The sequence below is a fragment of the Rhizobium sp. K33 genome, from assembly GCF_056501445.1.
On record NZ_CP096478.1, the window covers coordinates 1,156,953 to 1,178,682 of the forward strand.

Here is a 21,730-nt window from a genome sequence, read left to right on the forward strand (position 1 = left end):
TTCAGACCCTTGGCCTGGCCCGTGTCACGGTGATGAAATCCGTGCCGTTCCCAGTCTCCTGACCGAGGCCCGTGTCGGAAATGGTGATCGACGACCCTTCGCTCAGCATGGTCTCGATGCGGGCGCGCAGCTCATCGGGCATCACAATGCGCGAAAGTGCCGCTTCAGCCGTGAAGAGTGCAGGGTCGTCTGCCAGGATCGTGATCCCAAGCCGCTTCTGGGTGGAGGCGGGCAGGTGGTCGTCGAGCGTCACGCCGCGCCAGACTGCCTTGCGCTTGAAGCGGTCGACATCGGTCGCTTCGAGGAAATGGGTGCCGAGCGCCTTTTCAGGCTCCTTGAGATCGATGGGTGCCGAGAACAGCGGCTGGAACTTCTGCCGGATCATCAACTGGCCCATGGGCGGATGGTCTTCGCCGGCTTGCGCGTAGAGGGCAGCGAGGAACGGCTTCGACAGGATTTCCGGATCCCTTGCGATGGCATTCTTGTCCTTGAAAGCCTTGATCGCCGCAATCGTCCGCGAGCCAAGCAGACCGTCCGGAACGCCGGAATCGAAGCCCAGCTGGTTCAGCAGCCGCTGCACGTCCATCGCGACATCGCGCTGGGTGCGGCGTGTGATGAGGATCCTGAGCGGTGGCGGCTCCTCGATCGTGAGCTTGGTTTCCGCACCGCTGCGCGGTGTGACGGAATTCATCGCCACTTCCACAGGCTTCAGTCCCGCCTCAACTCGGCCGGGACGCAATTCCACATCCGACAAGAGCCCGCCATCGTCGACTGGCAGCCTCGGCGTGAACAGGTTGGCGTGGACGACAGGCTTCGGCACCACCGGATCGTCGGTGATGATCACATGCGCCCCGCGTTCGGTCATCTGGAAGAGCGTCTTGGCAAAGCCATTGGGTAGGCGCACGCAACCATGCGAGGCCGGATGGTTCGGGACCTTGCCCTCATGCAGGGCGATCCCCGACCATGTCAGCCGCTGCATGAAGGGCATCGGTGCGTTCGAATAGAGATTGGACTCGTGATATTTGCGCTTTTCCAGGATCGAAAAGATGCCGGAAGGCGTCGTGTGCCCGGGTTTGCCGGTCGAAACCTTGGACGTCGCCACAACCTTGTCGCCGTCATAGACGGTGAGCGACTGATCGGCCTTCGAGACGAAGATCTGCAACGGACCCTCCGCGGCCAGTGCCGTGCTGGCCGCAAGAGATAGGCTGAAGGCGAGGGCGAAACGCTGAAACATGGTCGACCACTTGAAACGCAAAACTGAATGCCAGCAGTCTATGAGGCGATGTTTAAGAAAAGTTTTGTGAAACGGTATAGCGCGGCCTTGTCACGTCGCTGTGATCAACTGTCCACAGGTGTCACATCAAGCTTCACGATCAGGGGCCGGCAGTCGGTCGTGGTCGAAGCTGAGGCGAAGCAACCGCCAGCAGCAGCGCGGCGATCGGCAGAGAGAATGCGTGGCCGAGATGCTTGAAGCCGAGCGCCCCGACAAGTCCGCCCAGGAAAAACATGCCGATGATCGGCAGCAGAATGGAAAGTTTCCGGCCGTCCGCCACGATCGGTGGGTGGTCGAGAGCACGCGCAATGCTGCGATAGGCGAGCTTGCCGAGCTCGATGCCCATATCGGTGATCATGCCGGTGAGGTGGGTGGTGCGAATGCGTGCGCCCGATATCTTGGTGATCGTCGCGTTCTGCAGCCCCATGACGAAGCAAAGGAGCACCGCGGTGACCGGGGCGGCGGCTTCAGGGGAAACCACGGCGCCGACCCCGGCAAAGGCAATGAGAAGCCCGGATTCGAGTGCCAGCGGATAGGCATATTGCTGCCGCCGCGCATGGCGCCGTGCCCAGTTGATCAAGATGGCCGAGCAGGCAGCTCCGAGGGTGAAACTGATGAGAAGCACGACGCCTGAGCCAACAAGGCCGAAGAGCCCGAGTGCCAGGTTGTCGGCGATTGCGGAGACGATGCCGGTCATATGCGAGGTATAGTGCCCGATCGCCAGAAAGCCGCCGGCGTTCATGGCGCCGGCGACAAAGGCGAGGATCGCGCCAAGCATCAGGTCGTTGCGCCCTGTCCGTCGATGGGCTGCCGCAATCCGAAACAGCCGCAGCCGCCCGGTCTGGCTGCCGGCTCGCCGAGGCTGATCTTTGTCGATGCCGATGGCTGCATGCGTCACGGGGTGGCCTATCGTTTGGATGGAAAGGTGTAACCCGTCTGCACGGTCCCCTTGCCGAACTTGTCGCGTAATTTGTCCATGGCCGCCTCTGCCGCCGCCCGCCGGGATGCCTGTGCATCCACGAGATCGGGCGGATCGGCCAGGGTCGGATCCTGCAGATCGCTGACGCCGATGCCGATCAGGCGAAACTTCGTGCCGTCGGTTTCCTTCTCCAGGAGCGACATGCCGATCCGGAAAATGCGGTCGGCAAGCTGCGTCGGATCGTCCAGACGCCGGTTGCGCGTGCGCAGCTTGAAGTCCGACGTCTTGAGCTTCAGAACGACCGTCTGACCGGCAATCGCATGCCGCTTCAGCCGCCAGGCCACTTTCTCCGAGAGTGCGCGCAGATGCACCACGAGATCATCGAGACGGTGGATGTCCTCGAAGAATGTCGTTTCCGCCGACACGCTCTTGGCCGGGTCATTGGGATGTACGGTGCGATCGTCGATACCGCGTGCCAGGCGCGCCAGACGCTGCCCCATCGTGCCGTAGCGCCGCATCAGGTCGGTTTCGTCCATCACCTGCAGCTGGCCGATCGTGCGGATCCCATCCGCCTGCAGCGTCGCGGCAAAGGCTTTTCCGACGCCCCAGATCATCGTCACCGGCTTGTCCGCGAGAAAGGACAGTGCCTCGGCTTCGCCGATGACCGAGAAGCCCCGCGGCTTCTGCAGGTCGGACGCCACCTTCGCCAGAAACTTGCAGTAGGACAGGCCGACGGAAACGGTGATGCCGATCTCCTGCTCGATGCGCCGGGCAAGCCGGGCGAGAACCCGCGCAGGCGGATCGTGATGCAGCAGTTCCGTACCCCTCAGATCAAGAAAGGCCTCGTCGATCGAGATCGGCTGCACCAGCGGCGTCAGCTCTTCCATCATCGCCCTGATCTCGCGGCCCACGCGCGCATACTTCTCCATGTCCGGTCTGATCACCACCGCCTGCGGGCAGGCCTCGAGCGCCTTGAACATCGGCATGGCGGAGCGCACGCCATGGATGCGGGCGACATAGCAGGCGGTCGACACCACGCCGCGCTTGCCGCCGCCGATGATCACGGGCTTGTCGATGAGCTCGGGATTGTCGCGCTTTTCCACGGACGCATAGAAAGCGTCACAGTCGATATGGGCGATCGACAGGTCGTAGAGCTCCGGGTGATAGATTAGCCGTGGGCTGCCGCAGGCGCGGCAACGGCGCACGCCTTCGGCCTGCCCGGTCAGACAGTCTCGACAGAAGCCGACATGGAGGACGGGTGCGCTAGTCATGGCAGGAACAAAGGTTGAACATCGCCACCATAAGCCGCGCGATGGCGGGAGACAAGTCCGAGCGGGCCCGGATGCGCAACTCTCTCAGGTCAGGAGGCGAAATGACTGCGGATGACCCTTGCCGCCTCCGACCAGTTGTCGACGCGCTGCACGGTTTCCGGCGGGTCCGGGGCAAATTGGAAGATCTCGAGCGGTGGCGGCAGGTAGATCAGCAGGCATTCCGGCACATGCGCGCCGACCGAATGGAGATTGTGGACCATGTCATCGATGAAGGCGAGGGGCAGGGGCCTTGTCGCATGAAGGGCTGCCACCATCGGTCCTTTCGCCTCTTCGGTGGCGATCATCGGAAAGTCGAGCGTCAGCTGGTCGAGCAGCCTGCGCCGCACCTCGGCATGGCGCGGCGGCATGGCGGTCAGGAAGACGAGATCGCTATCTGCGCCAAGCGCGTGAAGGCTCTCCACCGCATCGGCAAAAGGCGTCTGCCAGCGCTCCTGCTCGGTGAAGAAGTCGTCGATCAAGGCTTTCACGGCAGGCGCCTCGACGACGCTCTCGTCGCTTCCATTGACGATGTTTCCAGTCAGCTTGAAGGAGCGCGGCAGCAGCCGATGTCCCCGCGTCTGCAGGAAGGATTCGAACGGTGTCGCAAACTGCAACACCACGTCATCGACGTCGCAGACGATCAGCGGCCGGTCGCGGAGCCGGATGTGTTGAAGGTCGGTCAGCATCAGAAATCGGCGCTGTCGAAGCTCGGACCCGCATAGCGGTGATAGGCCTCGACCACCGATTCGGGTTTGGTCTCGGTTGCCGCGCAAAAGGCCATGAGCGTCGGCTCGTGCTGCATCAGGAATTCCAGCATGCCGGCAAGGAAGGCCGGGTCATTCACCGCCTGGCGCAACTGCCCCGGCTGCACACCGGACAGCGCCAGAAAACGCGACAGCATATCCGGTTCATTGGCCAGCCAACCTAGCACGGCAACCGCAGTCGCCTCGGCATCGGCCGGTATATCTCTGTTTTTCATAAAGTCTTTTCCTGTTGCTCTGGCAAATTACCGATTTCGAAACCAAATTGCACTAGCATGCTTGATGACGGAAGAAGCAACTCGCGCCGGGAATCCACGTCCCGGAGGCCCATCGGCGCGGGACAAGGGACCGGGTGAATGCCGAAAAAGGTTATGATTGTCGAAGACAACGAGCTGAATATGAAGCTCTTCCGCGATCTGATCGAGGCATCCGGCTATGAGACGGTGCAGACCCGCAACGGCATGGAAGCCATGGATCTCGCCCGGCGCCATCATCCCGATCTCATTCTGATGGATATTCAGTTGCCCGAGGTCTCAGGTCTCGAAGTGACCAAGTGGCTGAAGGACGATCCCGAACTGCACGTCATCCCGGTCATCGCCGTCACGGCCTTTGCCATGAAGGGTGATGAGGAGCGCATCCGCCAGGGGGGCTGCGAGGCCTATGTCTCCAAGCCGATCTCGGTGCCGAAGTTCATCGAGACGATCAAGACCTATCTCGGAGATGCGTGAGGACCGACAGCCATGACTGCCCGCATCCTGGTCGTTGACGATATTCCCGCCAATGTGAAGCTGCTCGAAGCGCGGCTGATGGCGGAGTATTTCGACGTCCTGACCGCAAGCAATGGCCGCGACGCCCTCGATATCTGCGACCGGACCCAGGTCGACGTCATCCTGCTAGACATCATGATGCCGGAAATGGACGGGTTCGAGGTTTGCGAGCGGCTGAAGTCCAATCCGCGCACCGCCCATATCCCCGTCGTCATGGTCACCGCGCTCGACCAGCCTTCCGATCGCGTCCGCGGCTTGAAAGCCGGTGCCGATGACTTTCTGACCAAGCCGGTCAACGATCTGCAGCTCATTTCCCGCGTGAAGAGCCTGGTGCGCCTCAAGACGCTCACGGATGAATTGCGCATTCGCCACGACTCGACCCGCCAGGCCGGTCTCGACGATATGCTGCGCCTGCAGGATGGCCGCCTGGAAGAACAGGCGCATGTTCTCCTCGTCGACAGCCGCGGCGCCTCACAGGAGCGCATCATCAAGGCGCTGAAGCCGATTGCCGAGGTGTCCGCCATGTCGGATCCGCAGGCGGCGGTCTTCGAGGCGGCGGAGAACAGTTTCGACCTCGTGATCGTCAATGGCAATCTGGAAGACTACGATCCCCTGCGGCTCTGCTCGCAGATCCGCTCGCTGGAGCGCACGCGTTTCATTCCGATCCTGTTGATCACCGAACAGGGCGACGAGCAGATGATCATCCGGGCGCTCGATCTGGGCGTCAACGACTACATCGTCCGTCCGCTCGACCCCAACGAACTGATTGCCCGCTCGCTGACCCAGGTGCGCCGCAAGCGCTATAACGACCGCTTGCGCAACAGCGTACGCCAGACGATCGAACTCGCCGTCACCGACGCTCTGACGGGCCTGCACAATCGTCGCTACCTCGATACCCATCTGCGCACGCTCTTTGCCCGCGCCAAGGTCCGCGGTCGTCCTCTGACGATCTGCATCACCGACATCGACCGCTTCAAGCAGGTCAATGATGTCTACGGTCATGATGCCGGGGACGAGGTGCTGAAGGAGTTTGCCGGGCGCATCCGCTCCACCGTGCGCGGCGCCGATCTTGCCTGCCGCTTCGGCGGTGAAGAGTTTGTCGTCGTCATGCCCGACACGCCGGCGGAAGCGGCAGCCGCCGTCGCTGAGCGTCTCCGTGGCATGATCGAGGCGCGGCCCTTCCAGCTGCGTTCGGGCGAGACGCCGCTGATGCTCACGGCCTCCATGGGGATCGCGACCCTGATGCCCGGGATCGATACACCCGAGCAGCTCCTGAAGCAGGCTGACCGCGCGCTTTACGAAGCCAAGAATTCCGGCCGCAACAGAGTCGTCGCCGCCGCTGCTTGAGCGCTTTGTGTCAGGAATTCCCTGCTCTGCTCGATTTTGATCCTAACCCGGCAAGATGTTCACAGCTTTATTGATGCTGGTCGCCTGTGCATGGGCACAAAATCCTGCTGCGTTTTTGAGCAGTTACAAAGGCACATATCTATTATTTCCGGAATAGTCCTGCACGAGCCTGAGGCTCATCGCGTCAACCAAAGCTGACATGTGCTTAGTGATCTTTGTATTTAATTGAATATTAGATTGCGCTTTGGCGGGTGAGACCTGCTCGCCTTTCGCGAGGGCATGCAGCGTGGAGAAACTAGACTTGGGACTTTGCCAAATGAACTGAGGGTATTCTAAAAGATTAATGTGTGTAGAACTGACTATCACCTTCCAAGCGCAAGATCATCCGCGGCTAATTTAACCATATTGGAGCGATGATCCGCGCCTCAGTTAATAAACTGTTGATTTTTTTCTCTACTTGAGAGAACTTGCACCCATCAGACAAGACCTCTGCGGAGGTTGTGAATACCCCATGATGCTCAGGTCCGCCGCATCTCCTGGGTCGTGGGGTCGGTCGGTTGGTATGTGACGTCAAAACGGTTCCTCGTGCCGTGTCCCATGCCGACCGACCCCCTAATCGAAAAACACCGGTTTCCGCAAGGAAGCCGGTGTTTTTCGTTTTGGACACCCGTGACGTCAGGCAGGACTGCAAAAGAAAAAGGCGCGCCGCAGAACGGCACGCCTTTTTGAGAAGCCTTCGATCAAGTCTTACTTGATCTTGGTTTCCTTGAACTCGACATGCTTCTTAGCAACCGGGTCGTACTTGGTCTTCGTCATCTTGTCCGTCATGGTACGGCTGTTCTTCGTGGTCACGTAAAAGAAACCCGTGTCAGCCGTCGACAGAAGCTTGATCTTGATGGTTGTAGCCTTGGCCATGGTCGTCCTGCCTCTAATAAACGAAGCCGTGGACGACCGAACGAGGCCCACGGCAAATCTGGCGCGAAACTACAAATCGCGCCTGAAAAGTCAAGTGCGTTTCGGCTTAAAAAGCAGGCGTCCCAGGGAAAGCACCACATAGAGGGCGAAGAAGCCGGCAATTGCCCATGCAAAGCCGTCATTGCCGGTGATGTCAATGGCGGCTCCGATCGCCTGCGGGCCGGCGACAGTGCCGACGGCATAGCAGAAGATGAAGGCTGCGTTTGCGGCAGCAAGATCGGCCCCGGTGAGTCGCGAGCCGAGATGGCTCAAGCCCACGGTGTAGAGACCGGACACGCAACCGCCCCAGAACAGAAGCACGATGGCCATCAGGTGCCAGTGGTCGGAAAGCCAGGGGAGGGCGAGCGATCCCGCAAGCCCGATGACGGCGAGTGCAGAGAGAAGCTTGCGGCGATCGCGCATTCGGTCGGAGAGGAGCCCCAGCGGGATCTGGAAGACCATGTTGCCGATGCCCATGACGGTGAGCAGGAGCGCTGCCTGTGTCTCGGTGAAGCCGCTGCGGGTGGCATAGATCGGAAAGAGCGACAACCCGCCCGCCTCGACCGCCCCGAAGACGAAGACCGCCACGGTCGCCGTCGGCACGAGGAAGATATAGCGGAAGAAATGCATCTCCGGCTTTTCGCCCAGCACAGGGCTTTCGTGGCGAGCGATATAGATCGGGATGGCAGCCGCCAGGATTGCCACGGCACCCACGGCAAAGGGTAGCAGTCCGTCACTGCCGATCACCGAGAAGAGCAGGGGACCGCAGGCAAAGCCGACCGCCAGCATCGTGGCATAGATGCCCATGACCAAACCGCGCTTGCGCGACGGTGCTGCGGCATTGATCCAGAACTCCGAGAGAATGAAGAGGGTGGTGGTCGCGCCATGGAAGACGATGCGCAGCGGAAACCACATCCAGAACTGCGTGGCGTAGTAGAAACCGACCGCACTGATCGCCGACAGCAGGACCGCCCAGAGCATGGTCGGCACGACGCCGAACTTGTGGGCGAGCTTGGTCGTCACCGGTGCCGCGGCCATCGCGGCAATGCCGGCCATGGCGGAGTTGAGGCCGATCAGCGTGGAGGAAATGCCGCGCTTTTCGAGAATGATGCTGAGCAGTGGCAAGCCGAGGCCGATGGCAATGCCGACAGCGGAGATCGAAGCAATCGCCGCCACGAGAGAGGGCCAGTGGATCTCTTCACGATGGCCGTTCAGGCCCTGTTTCGTCTCAGACATCGGACACCCGGTCGTTGATGTCAGGTCCCAGCCTGCGATCGAGGCGCAGGCAAGCGGGTGTCGAAATCTGTGATGGCATCGGCGCGTATTAGCTCCCGGGCGTCGTCGATCGGCGCGGCATGTTCAGACCGGAAATCGCGCACCTGTCAAGCGCTTCTGATCTCTCGCGGCGAATCAAGCCGGCGACTTTTTTGGACCTTTAACGATAAACCGCCACAGCCACGTGACGGTTGGGTGACTTAGTCGCGTCCCTCGACGAAGGCTTCCGGCTCGTCTTCCTTGCCGCCAAAGCCGTGCATGCGCAATGCCCATTGCAGGCCCACGACGCCACCCTTGATCGGCTGCAGGCACAGAAGCGAGGTCACCACGCCGATCGGAGCCCAGATCGCGAAATGCACCCAGGCCGGCAGCACGAAGACCAGATCGGTTGCCATGAACCCGCCGACCAGCACATGGCCGAGGATCAGGATCACCAGATAGGCCGGCAGGTCGTCTGCCCGATGATGATGATAGTCCTCTCCACAGGCGGCACAGTTGTCGACCACCTTGAGGTAGCTGCGGAACAGCTTGCCGGATCCGCAGGCGGGGCACTGGTTCAGCATGCCGCGCTTGATCGAGCGCCCGAGCGGGCGGTCGGTCTTGTCGCTGGCGCCATATTGCATGGTCACTGGGGTCTGATTGGCGGTCATGTCCTGCCTCCGGGGCAAAAGGGTCAACGTCGCGAGCGTGGCGGACGCGTCCCGGGCTGCTTGCGCCCGTTCCGCCGTCCGGCCTTGTGAAAGGAACGCGTCGCCACCGGCATCTTGCGTCCCTCGCTCAGCATCTCGAAGCGCAGCGCACCGGCGAGCGGCACAGCCTCCACCAGACGAACCTCGACGGTATCGCCGAGCTGATAACCGAGCCCGGACTTCTCACCCGTCAGGGCCTGATGCGCTTCGTCGTAGATATAGTAGTCGCGACCCAGTGTTGAAACCGGGATGAAGCCATCTGCGCCAAATTGCGGCAGGCTGATGAAGAGGCCGGACTTCGTCACACCACCGACCTGACCCTCGAATTCGTCGCCGATGCGACCGGCCAGGTGATGCGCGATCAATCGGTTGATCGTGTCACGCTCGGCCGCCATCGCCCGCCGCTCGAAGGTCGAGATCTCGGCCGCGATATCCTCGAGGCTTGCTTCCTCGTCCGGCGTGATGCCGCCTTCGCCGAGGCCGAGGGATCCGACCAGCGCCCGATGCACGATCAGGTCGGCGTAGCGCCGGATCGGCGAGGTGAAGTGCGCATACTTCATCAGATTAAGGCCGAAATGGCCGATATTGTCGGGGCTGTAGATGGCCTGGCTCTGGCTGCGCAGCACCATCTCGTTGACCATGGTCTGGTGCGGCGTGCCTTCAGCCTTGGCAAGGATGCCGTTGAACGAGTTGGACCGCATGTTGCCGCCCTTGACCAGCGACATGCCAAGCGTCGCCAGAAACTCGCGCAACACTTCCTGCTTGGCGAGCGTCGGCGCATCATGGATGCGGTAGATCAGCGGCTGGCGCTTCTTCTCCAGCGTCTCGGCAGCCGAGACGTTGGCCTGGATCATCATCTCCTCGATCAGCTTATGCGCATCGAGGCGCTCCGGCACATGCACGCGATCGACCGTGCCGTCTTCCTTAAGGATGATCTTGCGCTCGGGCATGTCGAGCTCGAGCGGCTGGCGACGGTCACGACCGCGCTTCATCACGCCATAGGCATGCCACAGGGGTTTCAGGATCGGCTCCAGCAGCGGCCCGGTCTTGTCGTCAGGATTGCCGTCGATCGCGGCTTGCGCCTGCTGATAGGAAAGCTTGGCCGCACTCTTCATCATGATGCGATGGAAGGTGTGGCTTGCCTTGCGGCCCTCATGCGAGAAGACCATGCGCACGGCGAGAGCCGGACGGTCGACACCCTCACGCAGCGAGCAGAGATCGTTGGAAATCCGCTCCGGCAGCATGGGAACGACGCGATCGGGGAAGTAGACGGAATTGCCGCGCTTCAGAGCCTCGCGGTCGAGCGCTGATTTCGGCCGGACATAATAGGAGACATCGGCGATGGCGACGGTGACGATGACGCCGCCCTCATTATCGGGCGAGGGGTCGAGTTCGGCATAGACGGCGTCGTCATGGTCCTTGGCGTCATGTGGATCGATGGTGATCAGCGGCAGGTCGCGCCAGTCCTCGCGATGCGACATCGACGCGGGCTTGGCCGCCTCGGCTTCCGAGATCACCGACTGCGGGAAGATATGCGGGATGCCATGCGCATGGATGGCGATCATCGAGATCGCTTTCTCGGATGCGACAGAGCCGACCACCGTCAGCACCTTGGCACGTGTCAGGCCCATGCGCGCTGCACGACCGACCTCCACCTCGACCAGATCGCCGTCCTTGGCCTCGCCCAGATCGCTCGCATCGATCTGCATTTCTTCACCGCGGCGGTCGATCGGCATCAGGCGTGCGCCGCCGTCCGGCATCATCCTGACGACGCCCATGATCGATCCCACATGCCGATCGAGGATCTTGATGACCCGCGCCGTATAGGCGGGGCCGGAGCGGTCCTTGTTGGTGAAGATCTTGGCGAGCACCCGGTCGCCGAGGCCGCCAACCGGTGTCTTGCCCTTGGACCGGTCCGAGCTCGACTGGCGGATCAGCACCGCCGGTGCGGCACCGGCCTCATCGGGCCACTCGGCCGGACGGCCGATCAGCTCGCCATCCTTGTCGCGCGTCGTGATGTCGAGAACGGTCACCGGGGGGAGGGCGCCCGGCCGCGTCAGAGACTTGCGGCTCTTCTGCACCAGTCCGTCATTTTCCAGATCCTTCAGGGCCTGCTTGAGCTCCACCCGCTGCTCGCCCTTGAGGCCAAAGGCCTTGGCGATCTCACGCTTGGAGGCGCGATCCGGGTTCTCGGTGATGAACTGCATGAGCACATCGCGCGGCGGAACCTCGCCGTGGATCAGGGCAGCCGGGTTGCCGGCCTTGGCCTTGGCCGCGCCTTCCGCACGCCGGCTCTTGCGGTTGCCGGAGCCGGGGATCTCGGAGGGGTCGCGGAATTTCTTGCTCAAGTCGCACTCTTCTTCGTTGTCTTCGCCTTCGCAGCCGTCTTGGCCGGTGCCTTCTTGGCAGCGGCCGCCTTCGGCTTTGCAGCGGCCTTCTTCGGCTTTTCGGCAGCGCCGTCGGCAGACTTTGCCTTGGCAGCCTTGGCCGGAGCCTTCTTCGCCTTGGCCTTGCCGCCGCCATCCTTGGCCGCGCGCTCGGCGATCAGCACTAGCGCTTCCTCAACGGTCACGCTCTGTGGATCCTTGCCCTTTGGCAGGGTCGCATTGACCTTGCCCCAGTTGACGTAGGGACCGTAGCGCCCGTCACGAACCGTAATCGCTCCGCCGTCGGGATGTTCCCCGAGTTCCTTGAGGGCTGCGGCCGCCGTCCGGCCACGGCCGCCCGGACCCTTGCTCTGCTTCTCGGCGAGCACGGTGACGGCGCGGTTGATGCCGATGGAGAGCACATCTTCGATGCCTTCCAGATTGGCATAGGTGCCGTCATGCAGCACGAAGGGTCCGTAGCGCCCGAGACCGGCCGTGATCATCTTGCCGGTTTCGGGATGCGGACCGACGTCGCGCGGCAGCGAAAGCAGCGAAAGCGCCTTCTCGAAATCGATGTCGGCCGGCGACCAGCCCTTGGGCAGCGACGAGCGTTTGGCTTCCTTGCCGTCGCCGCGCTGGACATAGGGTCCGAAGCGACCGGTGCGCAGCGTGATTTCCTCGTCGGTCACCGGATCCTTGCCCAGCGCCCGCGGCTCGTTGCTGCCATTGGCTTCGGCCTCGGCGCCGCCTTCGGAGGTCAGCTGGCGCGTGTAATTGCATTCCGGATAGTTGGAGCAGCCGACGAAGGCGCCGTACTTGCCGAGCTTCAGCGACAGGTTACCGGTGCCGCAGACCTGGCAGATGCGCGGATCCGATCCGTCTTCGCGCTTCGGGAAGACGAGCGGCGCCAGCGCCTCGTTCAGCGCGTCCAGCACGTTCGTGACGCGCAATTCCTTGGTGTCTTCGATCTGGGCGAAGAAGTCCTGCCAGAAGTTGCGCAGCACGTCCTTCCAGTTCAGTTCGCCGGCCGAAATCTTGTCGAGCTTCTCCTCGAGATCGGCGGTGAAATCGTATTCGACATACTTCGTGAAGAAGTTCTCGAGAAACGCCGTGACCAGCCGTCCCTTGGAATGCGGGATCAGCTTGCGCTTGTCCATGATGACATATTCACGGTCGCTCAGCGTCTTCAGCGTCGCGGCATAGGTCGACGGACGGCCGATGCCGAGCTCTTCCATCTTCTTGATCAGCGAGGCTTCCGAATAGCGCGGCGGCGGCTCGGTGAAGTGCTGGCTGGCATTCACCTTCTGCTTGGCCAGTGCCTCGCGGGCATTGATCTCGGGCAGGCGGCCATCCTCGTCGTCACCATCTTCCGGTGCTTCGCCTTCTTCGCGCTGGTCCGTATAGGCGGCAATGAAGCCGTCGAAACGGATGACCGAGCCCACGGCGCGGAGACCTGCCTTGTCACCCTTGTTGTCGGCGAGGATCTCGACCGTCGTGCGCTCGATTTCCGCCGAAGCCATCTGACTCGCGATGCCGCGCTTCCAGATCAGGTCGTAAAGGCGCATCTGGTCGGCATCGAGGAAGCGCCGCAGCTTGTCCGGCGAGCGATTGAAGTCAGTCGGACGAATGGCTTCGTGCGCTTCCTGGGCGTTCTTCGCCTTGGTCGAATAAAAGCGCGGCTTCTCCGGCACGTAGCGCGGACCGAACTGATCGAGCACGGCGGCACGGGCAGCGTCGATGGCTTCCGGGGCCATCTGCACACCATCGGTACGCATATAGGTAATGAGACCGACGGTCTCGCCGCCGATATCGATACCTTCATAAAGCTTCTGAGCGACCTGCATGGTGCGCGACGCCGAGAAGCCGAGCTTTGAAGAGGCGGCCTGCTGCAACGTCGAGGTCGTGAAGGGAGGGCCCGGATTGCGCTTTACGGGCTTCGCCTCGACGCTGTCGACGGCATAGGCCGCGCCATCGAGGAGCGCCTTGATCTGGTTGGCCTGGTCGCCATTGGTCACGGAGTTGCGCTGGATGCGCTTGCCGAGATGCGAAACGAGCTTCGCCTCGAATTCATCGCCGCGCGGCGTCTTTAGGAGCGCGGAGATGTTCCAGTATTCTTCGGCGACAAACCGCTCGATCTCCGTCTCGCGGTCACAGACGAGGCGCAGCGCCACGGACTGGACGCGGCCGGCCGAGCGGGCACCCGGCAGCTTGCGCCAGAGAACCGGCGAAAGATTGAAGCCGACGAGATAGTCAAGCGCGCGGCGGGCGAGATAGGCATCCACCAGCGGCGTGTCGATGTCGCGCGGATTGGCCATAGCATCGAGCACGGCCTTCTTGGTGATGGCGTTGAAGACGACGCGCTTGACCGGCTTGTCGCCGATGACGCGCTTCTTCTTCAGGAGATCGAGCACGTGCCAGGAAATGGCTTCGCCTTCGCGATCCGGGTCGGTTGCGAGGAACAGTCCGTCGGACGACTTCACCGCGTCGGCGATATCCTTCATGCGCTTCTGGGACGCGCCATCCACCTCCCAGAACATCTCGAAATCCTGGTCCGGCAGAACGGAGCCATCCTTGGCTGGCAGATCGCGCACATGGCCGAACGAGGCGAGCACCTTGTATCCGGAGCCCAGATACTTGTTGATCGTCTTGGCCTTGGCCGGGGATTCTACGACTACGACGTTCATTGGATAGCTGTACCTTCAACGCATCCGATCAGTGGCACCGCACCACAGTCTTCGGAACACGGTTTTCCGACATGGAGGGCGAAACGGCTGCGGTCAAGAGGCGCGGCCTATTTTCCGACCTATGGATATATACAACCGGAGGAAGATCATAGGTAGATTGCAATCTAGGATAAATGCTCTATTGTGGTCGTGCGAGATATGGCGAGGCCAGGTTGTGGCGGCCTCTGGTGGTGACGGGCGAGAGCGATGGCACGAGACACAGGCGAAACGAATGGTCGCGCAAACCGCACGATGGAAAACATCGCCTATATCAGACAGATGCTCGCCGAGCTGCGCATGGTGGCCGAGAACGAAGGCGCCGAAATGCTGTGCTACCTGATCGAGATGGCTTATGTGGAGGCTGGCGACGTCCAGTCCGGCCGCCGCTCGCTGTCAATCAATCATGCTCAGCGAGACAAAGCCACCCGCATGCCGTTCTAACCGGCCTGCAATGTCGAGTTCCAGCAAGACGAGATAGACCGAGGATGCGGCAAGCCCCGTATGGCGGATGATATCGTCGATCTCGACCGGCGTCGGCCCGAGTGCCTCCACGATCACGAGGCGCTCATCATCATTGGGCGGCGGTGCAAGGGCGTGCTCCCGGCCATCCTCGCTATCCGGCTCGTCTGCCTCGTTCTGTGAAAAGAGATCGAGTTGCGAGATCGGCGCCAGCGCCTGCAGCACGTCCTGCGGCTTGGTCGTGACCGTCGCCCCATCCTTCAGCAGCCCGTTGGTGCCTTCGCAGCGCGGATCGAGCGGCGATCCTGGAACGGCAAACACCAGTCGGCCGAACTCGCCGGCAAGCCGAGCCGTTATCAGCGAGCCCGATCTCGCCGCAGCCTCGATGACGACAACGCCCAGGGCCACGCCTGCAATCAGCCGGTTGCGCCGGGGAAAATCCCGTGCCCGCGGCTCCCAGCCGAAAGGCATTTCAGAGATCGCAAGACCCCGTCCACTGCAGATCTGGTCGAGCAGGTCGACATTCTCGGGAGGGTAGGGCTGGTCGAGCCCGCCGGCCATCGCCGCGATTGTACCGGTGTCGAGACTGGCACGATGCGCGGCGGCATCGATCCCGCGGGCGAGACCGGAAACGACGCAGTAGCCGGCTCGGCCGATCTCGCGGGCCATCATCGCCGCAAACTTCGCGCCACTGATCGAGGCATTGCGCGATCCGACGATCCCGACGGACGGAAGGTTGGCAATGCCGAGGTCGCCTTTGGCGGCAATCAGGGGAGGGGCCGCATCGATCTGTCGCAGTGCCGGGGGATAGTCGGGTTCGCCAATGCCGATGAAGCAGGCGCCGAGACGATGCGCGGTTTCGATCTCACGCTCGGCTTCGGCGACGGTGGCAACCCGGATGCTGCGGGTCGATCCGCCCCGCCGGGAAAGCTCTGGAAGTGCGTCCAGCGCAGCTTCGGCGGAACCGAAATGGTTGATGAGATCGCGAAACGTGGCCGGTCCGACATTGTCGCTACGAATGAGCCTGAGCCAGGCGATCCTCTGGCGGTCCGTCAGCGCAATCCCTTTTCGTCTTGCGCCGTCTGACCCCATGGCTCTCCTCTAGCCCTTTTTGCCGATCTTGCTTTCGGTGCCCGCGATCAGCCGCTCGATGTTCTGCTTGTGACGCCAATAGGTGATGACGGTCATGACTGCCGTCACGAGCGCCGCCTCTTCAACCCCAAGTATCCACAATGCAACCGGAATGACAAGTGTGGCGACGAGAGCGGACAACGAAGAGTAGCGGGTGATGAAGGCGACCGAGAGCCAGGCAACCGCAAAGACGAGAACCATCAGCGGCGCCACACCGAGCAGCGTGCCGATATAGGTCGCGACACCCTTGCCGCCCTTGAAGCCGAGCCAGACCGGGAAGAGGTGGCCGATGAAGGCGGCGAAGCCGCCGAAAAGACCGGCATTGTGGCCAAACACCGCATGCGCGATCAGCGCCGCTGCCGTGGCCTTCAAGGCGTCGAGCAGAAGCGTGGCAGCCGCAAGCTTCTTGTTGCCGGTCCGCAGGACATTCGTCGCGCCGATATTGCCCGAGCCGATCGAGCGCAGGTCGCCAAGCCCGGCCATCTTGGTCAGCACCAGGCCGAAGGGGATGGAGCCCAGCAGGTAGCCGAATACGAGAACGATGGCGAGATTGCCCCAGCCGAGGGCGGAAAAGTCGATCACGGGGATCCGTCTCCTCTTGGATTCCTTAGAGTGCGTGGACGCACTGGCCGCCGACATAGGTCGCAACGGCCCGGCCCGAAAAACGAGCATCTTCGAACGGCGTGTTCTTCGAGCGCGCAAGCAGGCTGTCGCGCGAGACGAGCCAGGGTTCATCGAGATCGATGAGCGCGATATCGCCGGGCGCTCCCGGCTTCAGCGTGCCGCCCGGAAGGCCGAAGATCTCGGCTGGCCGCGTCGACATGGCATCGATCAGCCGCATCAGCGGCACCTGGCCGGCATGGTGCAGGCGAAGGGCGGCCGACAGCATGGTCTCAAGCCCGATTGCACCATCCGCTGCCTCGCCGAAGGGCAGACGCTTGGTGTCCACGTCCTGCGGATCATGCGAGGAGACGATGATGTCGATCTGTCCCTTGGCCAGGGCGTCGACCATCGCCATGCGGTCGTCTTCCGAGCGCAGCGGCGGATAGAGCTTGAAGAAGGTCCGGTACTCGCCGATGTCGTTTTCGTTGAGGCTCAGATGGTTGATCGAGATGCCGCAGGTGACCTTGGCGCCGCGCTTGCGGGCCACCTCGATCGCCTCCACCGATTCCGGCACGGAGATTTGCGAGGCGTGATATTTCGCCCGCGTCAGCGCCGCGATCCGCAGATCACGTTCCAGCGGGATGACTTCTGTCTCCTTTGGAATGCCCGAGAGACCAAGCCAGCTCGCAAGCAGCCCTTCATTCATCACGCCATTGGCCGCGAGATATTTCTCGCGCGTCTCCAGTGCGATCACCGCGCCGAATTCGCGCGCATAGGTCATGGCCCGCCGCAGCACCTGCGTGTCGTTGAGCCCATAGCGGCCGTTGGTGAAGGCAACCGCTCCAGCTTGCTGGAGCATTCCCATTTCCGTCATTTCCGCGCTGCTCAGTCCATTGGTCAGGGCCGCTGCCGGATAGACATTGACGTCGGCCGTGTCGCGCGCCGTCTTCTTGACGAATTCCACGAGTGCGATGTCGTCGATGACGGGATCGGTTTCCGGCATCATGATGAAGGATGTGATGCCACCGGCCGCTGCCGCCTTGCTGGCCGAAGCAATGGTTTCGCGGTGTTCTGCACCGGGCTCGCCCACGAAGACGCGGGCATCCACGAGGCCCGGAATCGCCGTGAGGCCTTGGCAGTCGCGGATATCGGCACCCTCGGGTGCGCCCTGGTTTTGCGCATCGGCGCCAGAAGCGAGGATCTTGCCGTCAGCGCCGACAATGATAGTGCCAACTTCGTCCAGCTTGCGGGACGGATCGAGGATGCGGAGATTTTTGAGAACGAGAGGTTTTCTCATGCGCCCATTCCCTCCGAACGCGGTCCCTGGTTCTGCGAGACGAGCAGCGTCTCCATGACGGCCATGCGCACCGCGACCCCCATTTCCACCTGGCTCTCGATCACGCTCTGCGGGCCATCTGCCACTTCGGAGGCAATTTCGACGCCGCGGTTCATTGGACCCGGATGCATCACGAGCGCATCCTCCTTGGCGGCCTTCAGCTTTTCGGCATCGAGCCCGTAGAAGTGGAAATATTCGCGCACCGACGGCACGAAGGAGCCGGACATGCGCTCGCGCTGCAGGCGCAGCATCATCACGACGTCAGCATCCTTTAGGCCTTCCTTCATGTCGTGGAAGACCTCGCAGCCCATGTCGGCGATGCCGGCGGGCAGAAGCGTGGCAGGCGCCACGACGCGCACCCGGGCGCCCATCGCGTTGAGAAGCAGGATATTGGAGCGTGCAACGCGCGAATGCAGCACGTCGCCGCAGATCGCCACGATGATGCGCGACAGCTTGCCCTTGGCGCGGCGGATGGTGAGCGCATCGAGCAGCGCCTGGGTCGGATGTTCGTGCTGTCCGTCGCCGGCATTGACCACAGCGCAGGCAACCTTTTGCGAAAGAAGGGCTGCCGCACCCGCCGAGGAATGCCGCACCACCAGCACGTCCGGCCGCATGGCATTCAGCGTCATCGCTGTGTCGATCAGGGTTTCGCCCTTCTTCACGGAGGAATTGCCGACCGACATGTTCATCACGTCGGCGCCGAGACGTTTGCCCGCAAGCTCGAAGGAGGCTTGCGTCCGCGTCGAGGCTTCGAAGAAGAGATTGATCTGGGTAAGGCCTCTCAGCGTGGAAGTCTTCTTCTCCCGCTGGCGGCTGATTTTGACGGCTTCGTCCGCCTTGTCCAACAGGAACGTAATGTCCTGCTCGGTGAGGCCCTTGATGCCGATGAGATGGCGATGGGGAAAGAAGACCATGGACGTCCTCCTGAGATGTCACGCGGTCTATAAAGTGTGGGATCGGACCCGGCAAGCACATGCTAGGTGGATTGACGCGCGGTCCCCATGTAATAGGAGCGAAGAGAAGGTAGGGAACACCGGCGTTTTTTGCGCCCTGGATGCTCCGACCAACGGAAAAATGACGAAGGCGAGGCGTTGGCGGACCAATGCATGTCTTCTTTCGAGATCGGCAGGATTGATGAACCGGACTGAAGAAAAACTCGCAGCGCTGAACCAGCCCAAGCCCTGGTCCGGCGTCAATGCCTACCGCGCCGATCCGCTGCTCGTCGATCTGACATCCTCGCTGTCGCGCCCGCTGCGCGAGGAATATGATGTCATCGGCAAATATGTGACCTCGCCGGAAGCGCAGGAACTGGCGCGCATGGCGAATGCCAGCCCGCCGCAGCTTCGCACCCACGGCGTGCGCGGCGAAAGGCTCGACGTCGTTGAATTCCATCCGGCCTGGCACGCCCTGATGCGCCGCTCGATGGCCTCTGGCCTGCATTCCTCCGTCTGGGAAAATGCGCCGGAAGCGCGCGGTCACGAACACAAGGCCCGCGCCGTCCGCTTTTTCCTCACCGCTCAGCTCGAATCGGGTCATCTCTGCCCGCTCACTATGACCAGCGCCTCGGTGGCAGCCCTCGTGGCCTCGCCGGCTGTCCAGAAGGAATGGACGCCGCGCATCCTGTCGCGCAAATACGACAGCAGCAACAAGCCGCCGATGCAGAAGAGCGCCGTCACCATCGGCATGGGCATGACCGAAAAGCAGGGCGGCACGGATGTCCGCGCCAACACCACGAGCGGAGAGCGGGTAGGCGAGGGGATCTATCGCCTGTCCGGCCACAAGTGGTTCATGTCCGCCCCGATGAGTGATGCCTTCGTCATGCTCGCCCAGACCAAGGACGGCATGGGCTGCTTCCTCGTGCCCCGGCTTTTGGAAGACGGTTCCGCCAACGGTCTCGAATTCCAGCGCCTGAAGGACAAGCTCGGCAACCGCTCGAATGCCTCGTCCGAGGTCGAGTTCTCCGAAACCTTCGGCTTCCTGCTCGGAACGCCTGGTGACGGCGTGCGCACCATTCTCGACATGGTGACGCTGACGCGCCTCGATTGCGCGCTCGCCTCCGCCGGCATCATGCGCGCCTCCATGGCGGAAGCGGTCCACCATGTCCGCGGCCGCATGGTCTTCGGCAAGACGTTGATCGACCAGCCCTTGATGACCCGTGTGCTGGCCGACATGGCGCTCGATGTCGCCGCTGCCACGGCGCTGGCCTTCCGCCTCGCCGACAGCTTTGACAAGGCGCGCGAAAGCCCTGTTGATGCAGCCTATGCCCGTGTCATGACGCCGGTCGCCAAATACTGGATCTGCAAGATCGCGCCGTCGCTGATCTATGAAGCCATGGAATGCATCGGCGGCAGCGGTTACGTGGAGGAGCGCCCGATCGCCCGTCACTATCGCGAAGCCCCTGTTAACGCGATCTGGGAAGGCTCCGGCAATGTCATGGCGCTCGACGTTCTGCGTGTCCTAAGCCGCGGCAAGGATCTCTTCGAGACCCTCTTTGCCGGCCTCGAGCGGGATCTCGGCCCCTCCGGCAAGAAGACCGTCGAAGTCTTGCGCGCAGCGACAGCGCTCGCCGAACAGGATGAGGCCGCCGGACGTCTGCTGATTGAGCAACTGGCGCTCGCAGCCGGTGCCGCAGAACTCTATCGCTTAGGCGCGGGCAAGATCGCGGATGCCTTCCTCGAATCGCGTCTGGCCGGCGGCTGGCGCCATACCTACGGCGTTCTCGATGCGCGATTCGATTCCCGTTACGTCATCGATCTGCTCTATCCGCCGGCTACCTGACCGGCGAAGTAGAGCACGACCGGGATGGTGAAGAAGGCGGCGACCGTCTGCACGGTTGCCGCTGCCGCATAAAGATCGGCGTCGCCGCCCATCTGTTTGGCCAGCACATAGCCGTTCATCGCCGTCGGCACGGCAGCGCCGAGCGCAATCATTACCACGATTTCGCCGGAGAAACCGAAGGCGAGCGCCAGCGCGACCGCCACGGTCGGGAAGACCAGGAGCTTGAAGCCAAGCGTCAGCAACACGCTGGCCTGTGGTTTCAGCGCATCGGCGATCCTCAAGCCGGCGCCGACCGTCACCAGACCGAGGCCAAGGGAGGCACTCGCGATCAGGTCGATGGCCGTCATGACGGGCGCATAGACCGTAATACCGGCGAGATTGACACCGACGCCCAGTGCGGCACCGATGATGATCGGGTTGGTGATGATGCGGACCACGAAGGTCTTCAGCCCGCGGCTTTCGCCTGAGAACCAGACCAGCACGCCGACATTGATGAGGTTCAGGGGCACGATGATGGACGCCATAATGATGGCGATCACCGCCAGACCCGTCTCCCCGGTCAGTTTCTCGGCGATCGCCAGCGCCATGAAACCGTTCCAGCGCGTCGATGTCTGGAAAACAGAAGTGTAGGTCGGGCCCGCCATGCCCTGGCGACGCAGCAGTGGCCAGATGGCGAGCACAAGCGCCGTCATCACGCAGACCGCCATCAGCGACACCAGCCCGATGCCGCCACTGTTCATCGAGGAGAAGTTGGTCGTCGACAGTGTCTCGAAGAGAAGGGCCGGGAAGAGAACGAAATAGCCGAACTGCTCCAGTCCGCTCCAGAAGCTCTCGTTGATGAGCCTCGTGCGCTTCAGCACGACCCCGAGAATCACGAGGAGGAAGATCGGCAGGATGCTTTCGAAGATGATGAGCATGACAGGTCCAGAATGGCGGGCAGGCGAGGGGTAGACCCCGCAACCCCGCCTTTCAATCGAAAATCGTGTCCGGAAGACATTTTCGCCCATGTCTCTGAAACTGCTCATCCACAGTCGCCGTT

Annotated in this window: 19 protein-coding genes; 4 read left to right on the top strand and 15 right to left on the bottom strand. The window is 62.2% G+C overall.

Features of this window, described 5'->3' with window-relative positions:
- Position 1 precedes the first annotated feature (1 nt).
- The 5 genes from M1E12_RS05705 to M1E12_RS05725 all read right to left on the bottom strand — a co-directional run bounded on the left by M1E12_RS05705 (position 2) and on the right by M1E12_RS05725 (position 4,481).
- The gene (locus tag M1E12_RS05705) at positions 2 to 1,234 is read right to left on the bottom strand and encodes a L,D-transpeptidase family protein (protein WP_479564037.1); all 1,233 of its coding nucleotides are present in this window, start codon (positions 1,232 to 1,234) and stop codon (positions 2 to 4) included.
- Positions 1,235 to 1,373: 139 nt separating this feature from the next.
- Positions 1,374 to 2,171: a YoaK family protein gene (locus M1E12_RS05710; protein WP_479564038.1), complete on the bottom strand. Its 798-nt coding sequence runs from the start codon at positions 2,169 to 2,171 to the stop codon at positions 1,374 to 1,376.
- 8 nt (positions 2,172 to 2,179) lie between these two features.
- The gene (locus M1E12_RS05715) at positions 2,180 to 3,463 is read right to left on the bottom strand and encodes a DNA polymerase IV (protein ID WP_479564039.1); all 1,284 of its coding nucleotides are present in this window, start codon (positions 3,461 to 3,463) and stop codon (positions 2,180 to 2,182) included.
- Between the two features lie 89 nt (positions 3,464 to 3,552).
- Positions 3,553 to 4,188, bottom strand: a complete 636-nt coding sequence (locus M1E12_RS05720) for a hypothetical protein (RefSeq protein WP_479564040.1) — start codon at positions 4,186 to 4,188, stop codon at positions 3,553 to 3,555.
- Positions 4,188 to 4,481, bottom strand: a complete 294-nt coding sequence (locus tag M1E12_RS05725) for a DUF3572 domain-containing protein (protein WP_136542567.1) — start codon at positions 4,479 to 4,481, stop codon at positions 4,188 to 4,190. Before M1E12_RS05725 ends, M1E12_RS05720 begins: the two co-directional genes overlap by 1 nt.
- A gap of 138 nt (positions 4,482 to 4,619) precedes the next feature.
- Here M1E12_RS05725 and M1E12_RS05730 point away from each other — a divergent pair, with 138 nt between their 5' ends.
- Together M1E12_RS05730 and M1E12_RS05735 are read left to right on the top strand one after the other, a co-directional pair.
- Positions 4,620 to 4,991 (top strand): response regulator, encoded by a 372-nt coding sequence (locus M1E12_RS05730; protein WP_102019694.1) that lies wholly within the window; start codon positions 4,620 to 4,622, stop codon positions 4,989 to 4,991.
- 12 nt (positions 4,992 to 5,003) lie between these two features.
- Positions 5,004 to 6,377, top strand: coding sequence for a PleD family two-component system response regulator (locus tag M1E12_RS05735; RefSeq protein ID WP_136542566.1), 1,374 nt, complete (start codon positions 5,004 to 5,006; stop codon positions 6,375 to 6,377).
- A 747-nt stretch (positions 6,378 to 7,124) separates the two neighbouring features.
- On the opposite strand, the gene rpmG is transcribed toward M1E12_RS05735, so the two are convergent.
- The 5 genes from rpmG to topA form a co-directional block, all read right to left on the bottom strand.
- Positions 7,125 to 7,292, bottom strand: a complete 168-nt coding sequence (gene rpmG / locus M1E12_RS05740) for a 50S ribosomal protein L33 (RefSeq protein ID WP_003547442.1) — start codon at positions 7,290 to 7,292, stop codon at positions 7,125 to 7,127.
- A gap of 90 nt (positions 7,293 to 7,382) precedes the next feature.
- A complete protein-coding gene (locus M1E12_RS05745; protein WP_113459419.1) occupies positions 7,383 to 8,567 on the bottom strand; it encodes an MFS transporter in 1,185 nt (394 codons plus the stop codon).
- Between the two features lie 239 nt (positions 8,568 to 8,806).
- Positions 8,807 to 9,256, bottom strand: coding sequence for a DUF983 domain-containing protein (locus M1E12_RS05750; protein WP_113459420.1), 450 nt, complete (start codon positions 9,254 to 9,256; stop codon positions 8,807 to 8,809).
- Positions 9,257 to 9,279: 23 nt separating this feature from the next.
- Positions 9,280 to 11,502, bottom strand: coding sequence for a ribonuclease R (rnr, locus tag M1E12_RS05755; protein ID WP_479564835.1), 2,223 nt, complete (start codon positions 11,500 to 11,502; stop codon positions 9,280 to 9,282).
- 137 nt (positions 11,503 to 11,639) lie between these two features.
- Positions 11,640 to 14,345: a type I DNA topoisomerase gene (gene topA, locus M1E12_RS05760; RefSeq protein WP_479564041.1), complete on the bottom strand. Its 2,706-nt coding sequence runs from the start codon at positions 14,343 to 14,345 to the stop codon at positions 11,640 to 11,642.
- A 246-nt stretch (positions 14,346 to 14,591) separates the two neighbouring features.
- Between topA and M1E12_RS05765 the strand changes: the two genes are divergently transcribed.
- Complete coding sequence (locus M1E12_RS05765; protein ID WP_113459422.1) at positions 14,592 to 14,825, top strand: hypothetical protein; 234 nt, start codon at positions 14,592 to 14,594, stop codon at positions 14,823 to 14,825.
- On the opposite strand, the gene dprA is transcribed toward M1E12_RS05765, so the two are convergent.
- From dprA to M1E12_RS05785, 4 genes are read right to left on the bottom strand one after another with little or no spacing between them, the layout of a single operon-like run.
- The gene (dprA, locus tag M1E12_RS05770; RefSeq protein WP_479564042.1) at positions 14,778 to 15,935 is read right to left on the bottom strand and encodes a DNA-processing protein DprA; all 1,158 of its coding nucleotides are present in this window, start codon (positions 15,933 to 15,935) and stop codon (positions 14,778 to 14,780) included. The two genes, M1E12_RS05765 and dprA, sit on opposite strands and share 48 nt — an antisense overlap.
- A gap of 9 nt (positions 15,936 to 15,944) precedes the next feature.
- On the bottom strand, positions 15,945 to 16,556 hold the full coding sequence (gene plsY, locus M1E12_RS05775) for a glycerol-3-phosphate 1-O-acyltransferase PlsY (protein ID WP_136542561.1): 612 nt from the start codon (positions 16,554 to 16,556) through the stop codon (positions 15,945 to 15,947).
- Between the two features lie 25 nt (positions 16,557 to 16,581).
- The gene (locus M1E12_RS05780; protein ID WP_479564043.1) at positions 16,582 to 17,874 is read right to left on the bottom strand and encodes a dihydroorotase; all 1,293 of its coding nucleotides are present in this window, start codon (positions 17,872 to 17,874) and stop codon (positions 16,582 to 16,584) included.
- Positions 17,871 to 18,827 (bottom strand): aspartate carbamoyltransferase catalytic subunit, encoded by a 957-nt coding sequence (locus M1E12_RS05785; protein WP_310238106.1) that lies wholly within the window; start codon positions 18,825 to 18,827, stop codon positions 17,871 to 17,873. The genes M1E12_RS05780 and M1E12_RS05785 overlap by 4 nt, the downstream gene beginning before the upstream one ends.
- Positions 18,828 to 19,047: 220 nt before the next feature.
- Here M1E12_RS05785 and M1E12_RS05790 point away from each other — a divergent pair, with 220 nt between their 5' ends.
- Positions 19,048 to 20,691, top strand: coding sequence for an acyl-CoA dehydrogenase family protein (locus tag M1E12_RS05790; RefSeq protein WP_136542558.1), 1,644 nt, complete (start codon positions 19,048 to 19,050; stop codon positions 20,689 to 20,691).
- Here M1E12_RS05790 and M1E12_RS05795 read toward each other — a convergent pair.
- A complete protein-coding gene (locus tag M1E12_RS05795) occupies positions 20,673 to 21,608 on the bottom strand; it encodes an AEC family transporter (protein ID WP_479564044.1) in 936 nt (311 codons plus the stop codon). The genes M1E12_RS05790 and M1E12_RS05795 overlap by 19 nt on opposite strands.
- Between the last annotated feature and the right edge of the window lie 122 nt (positions 21,609 to 21,730).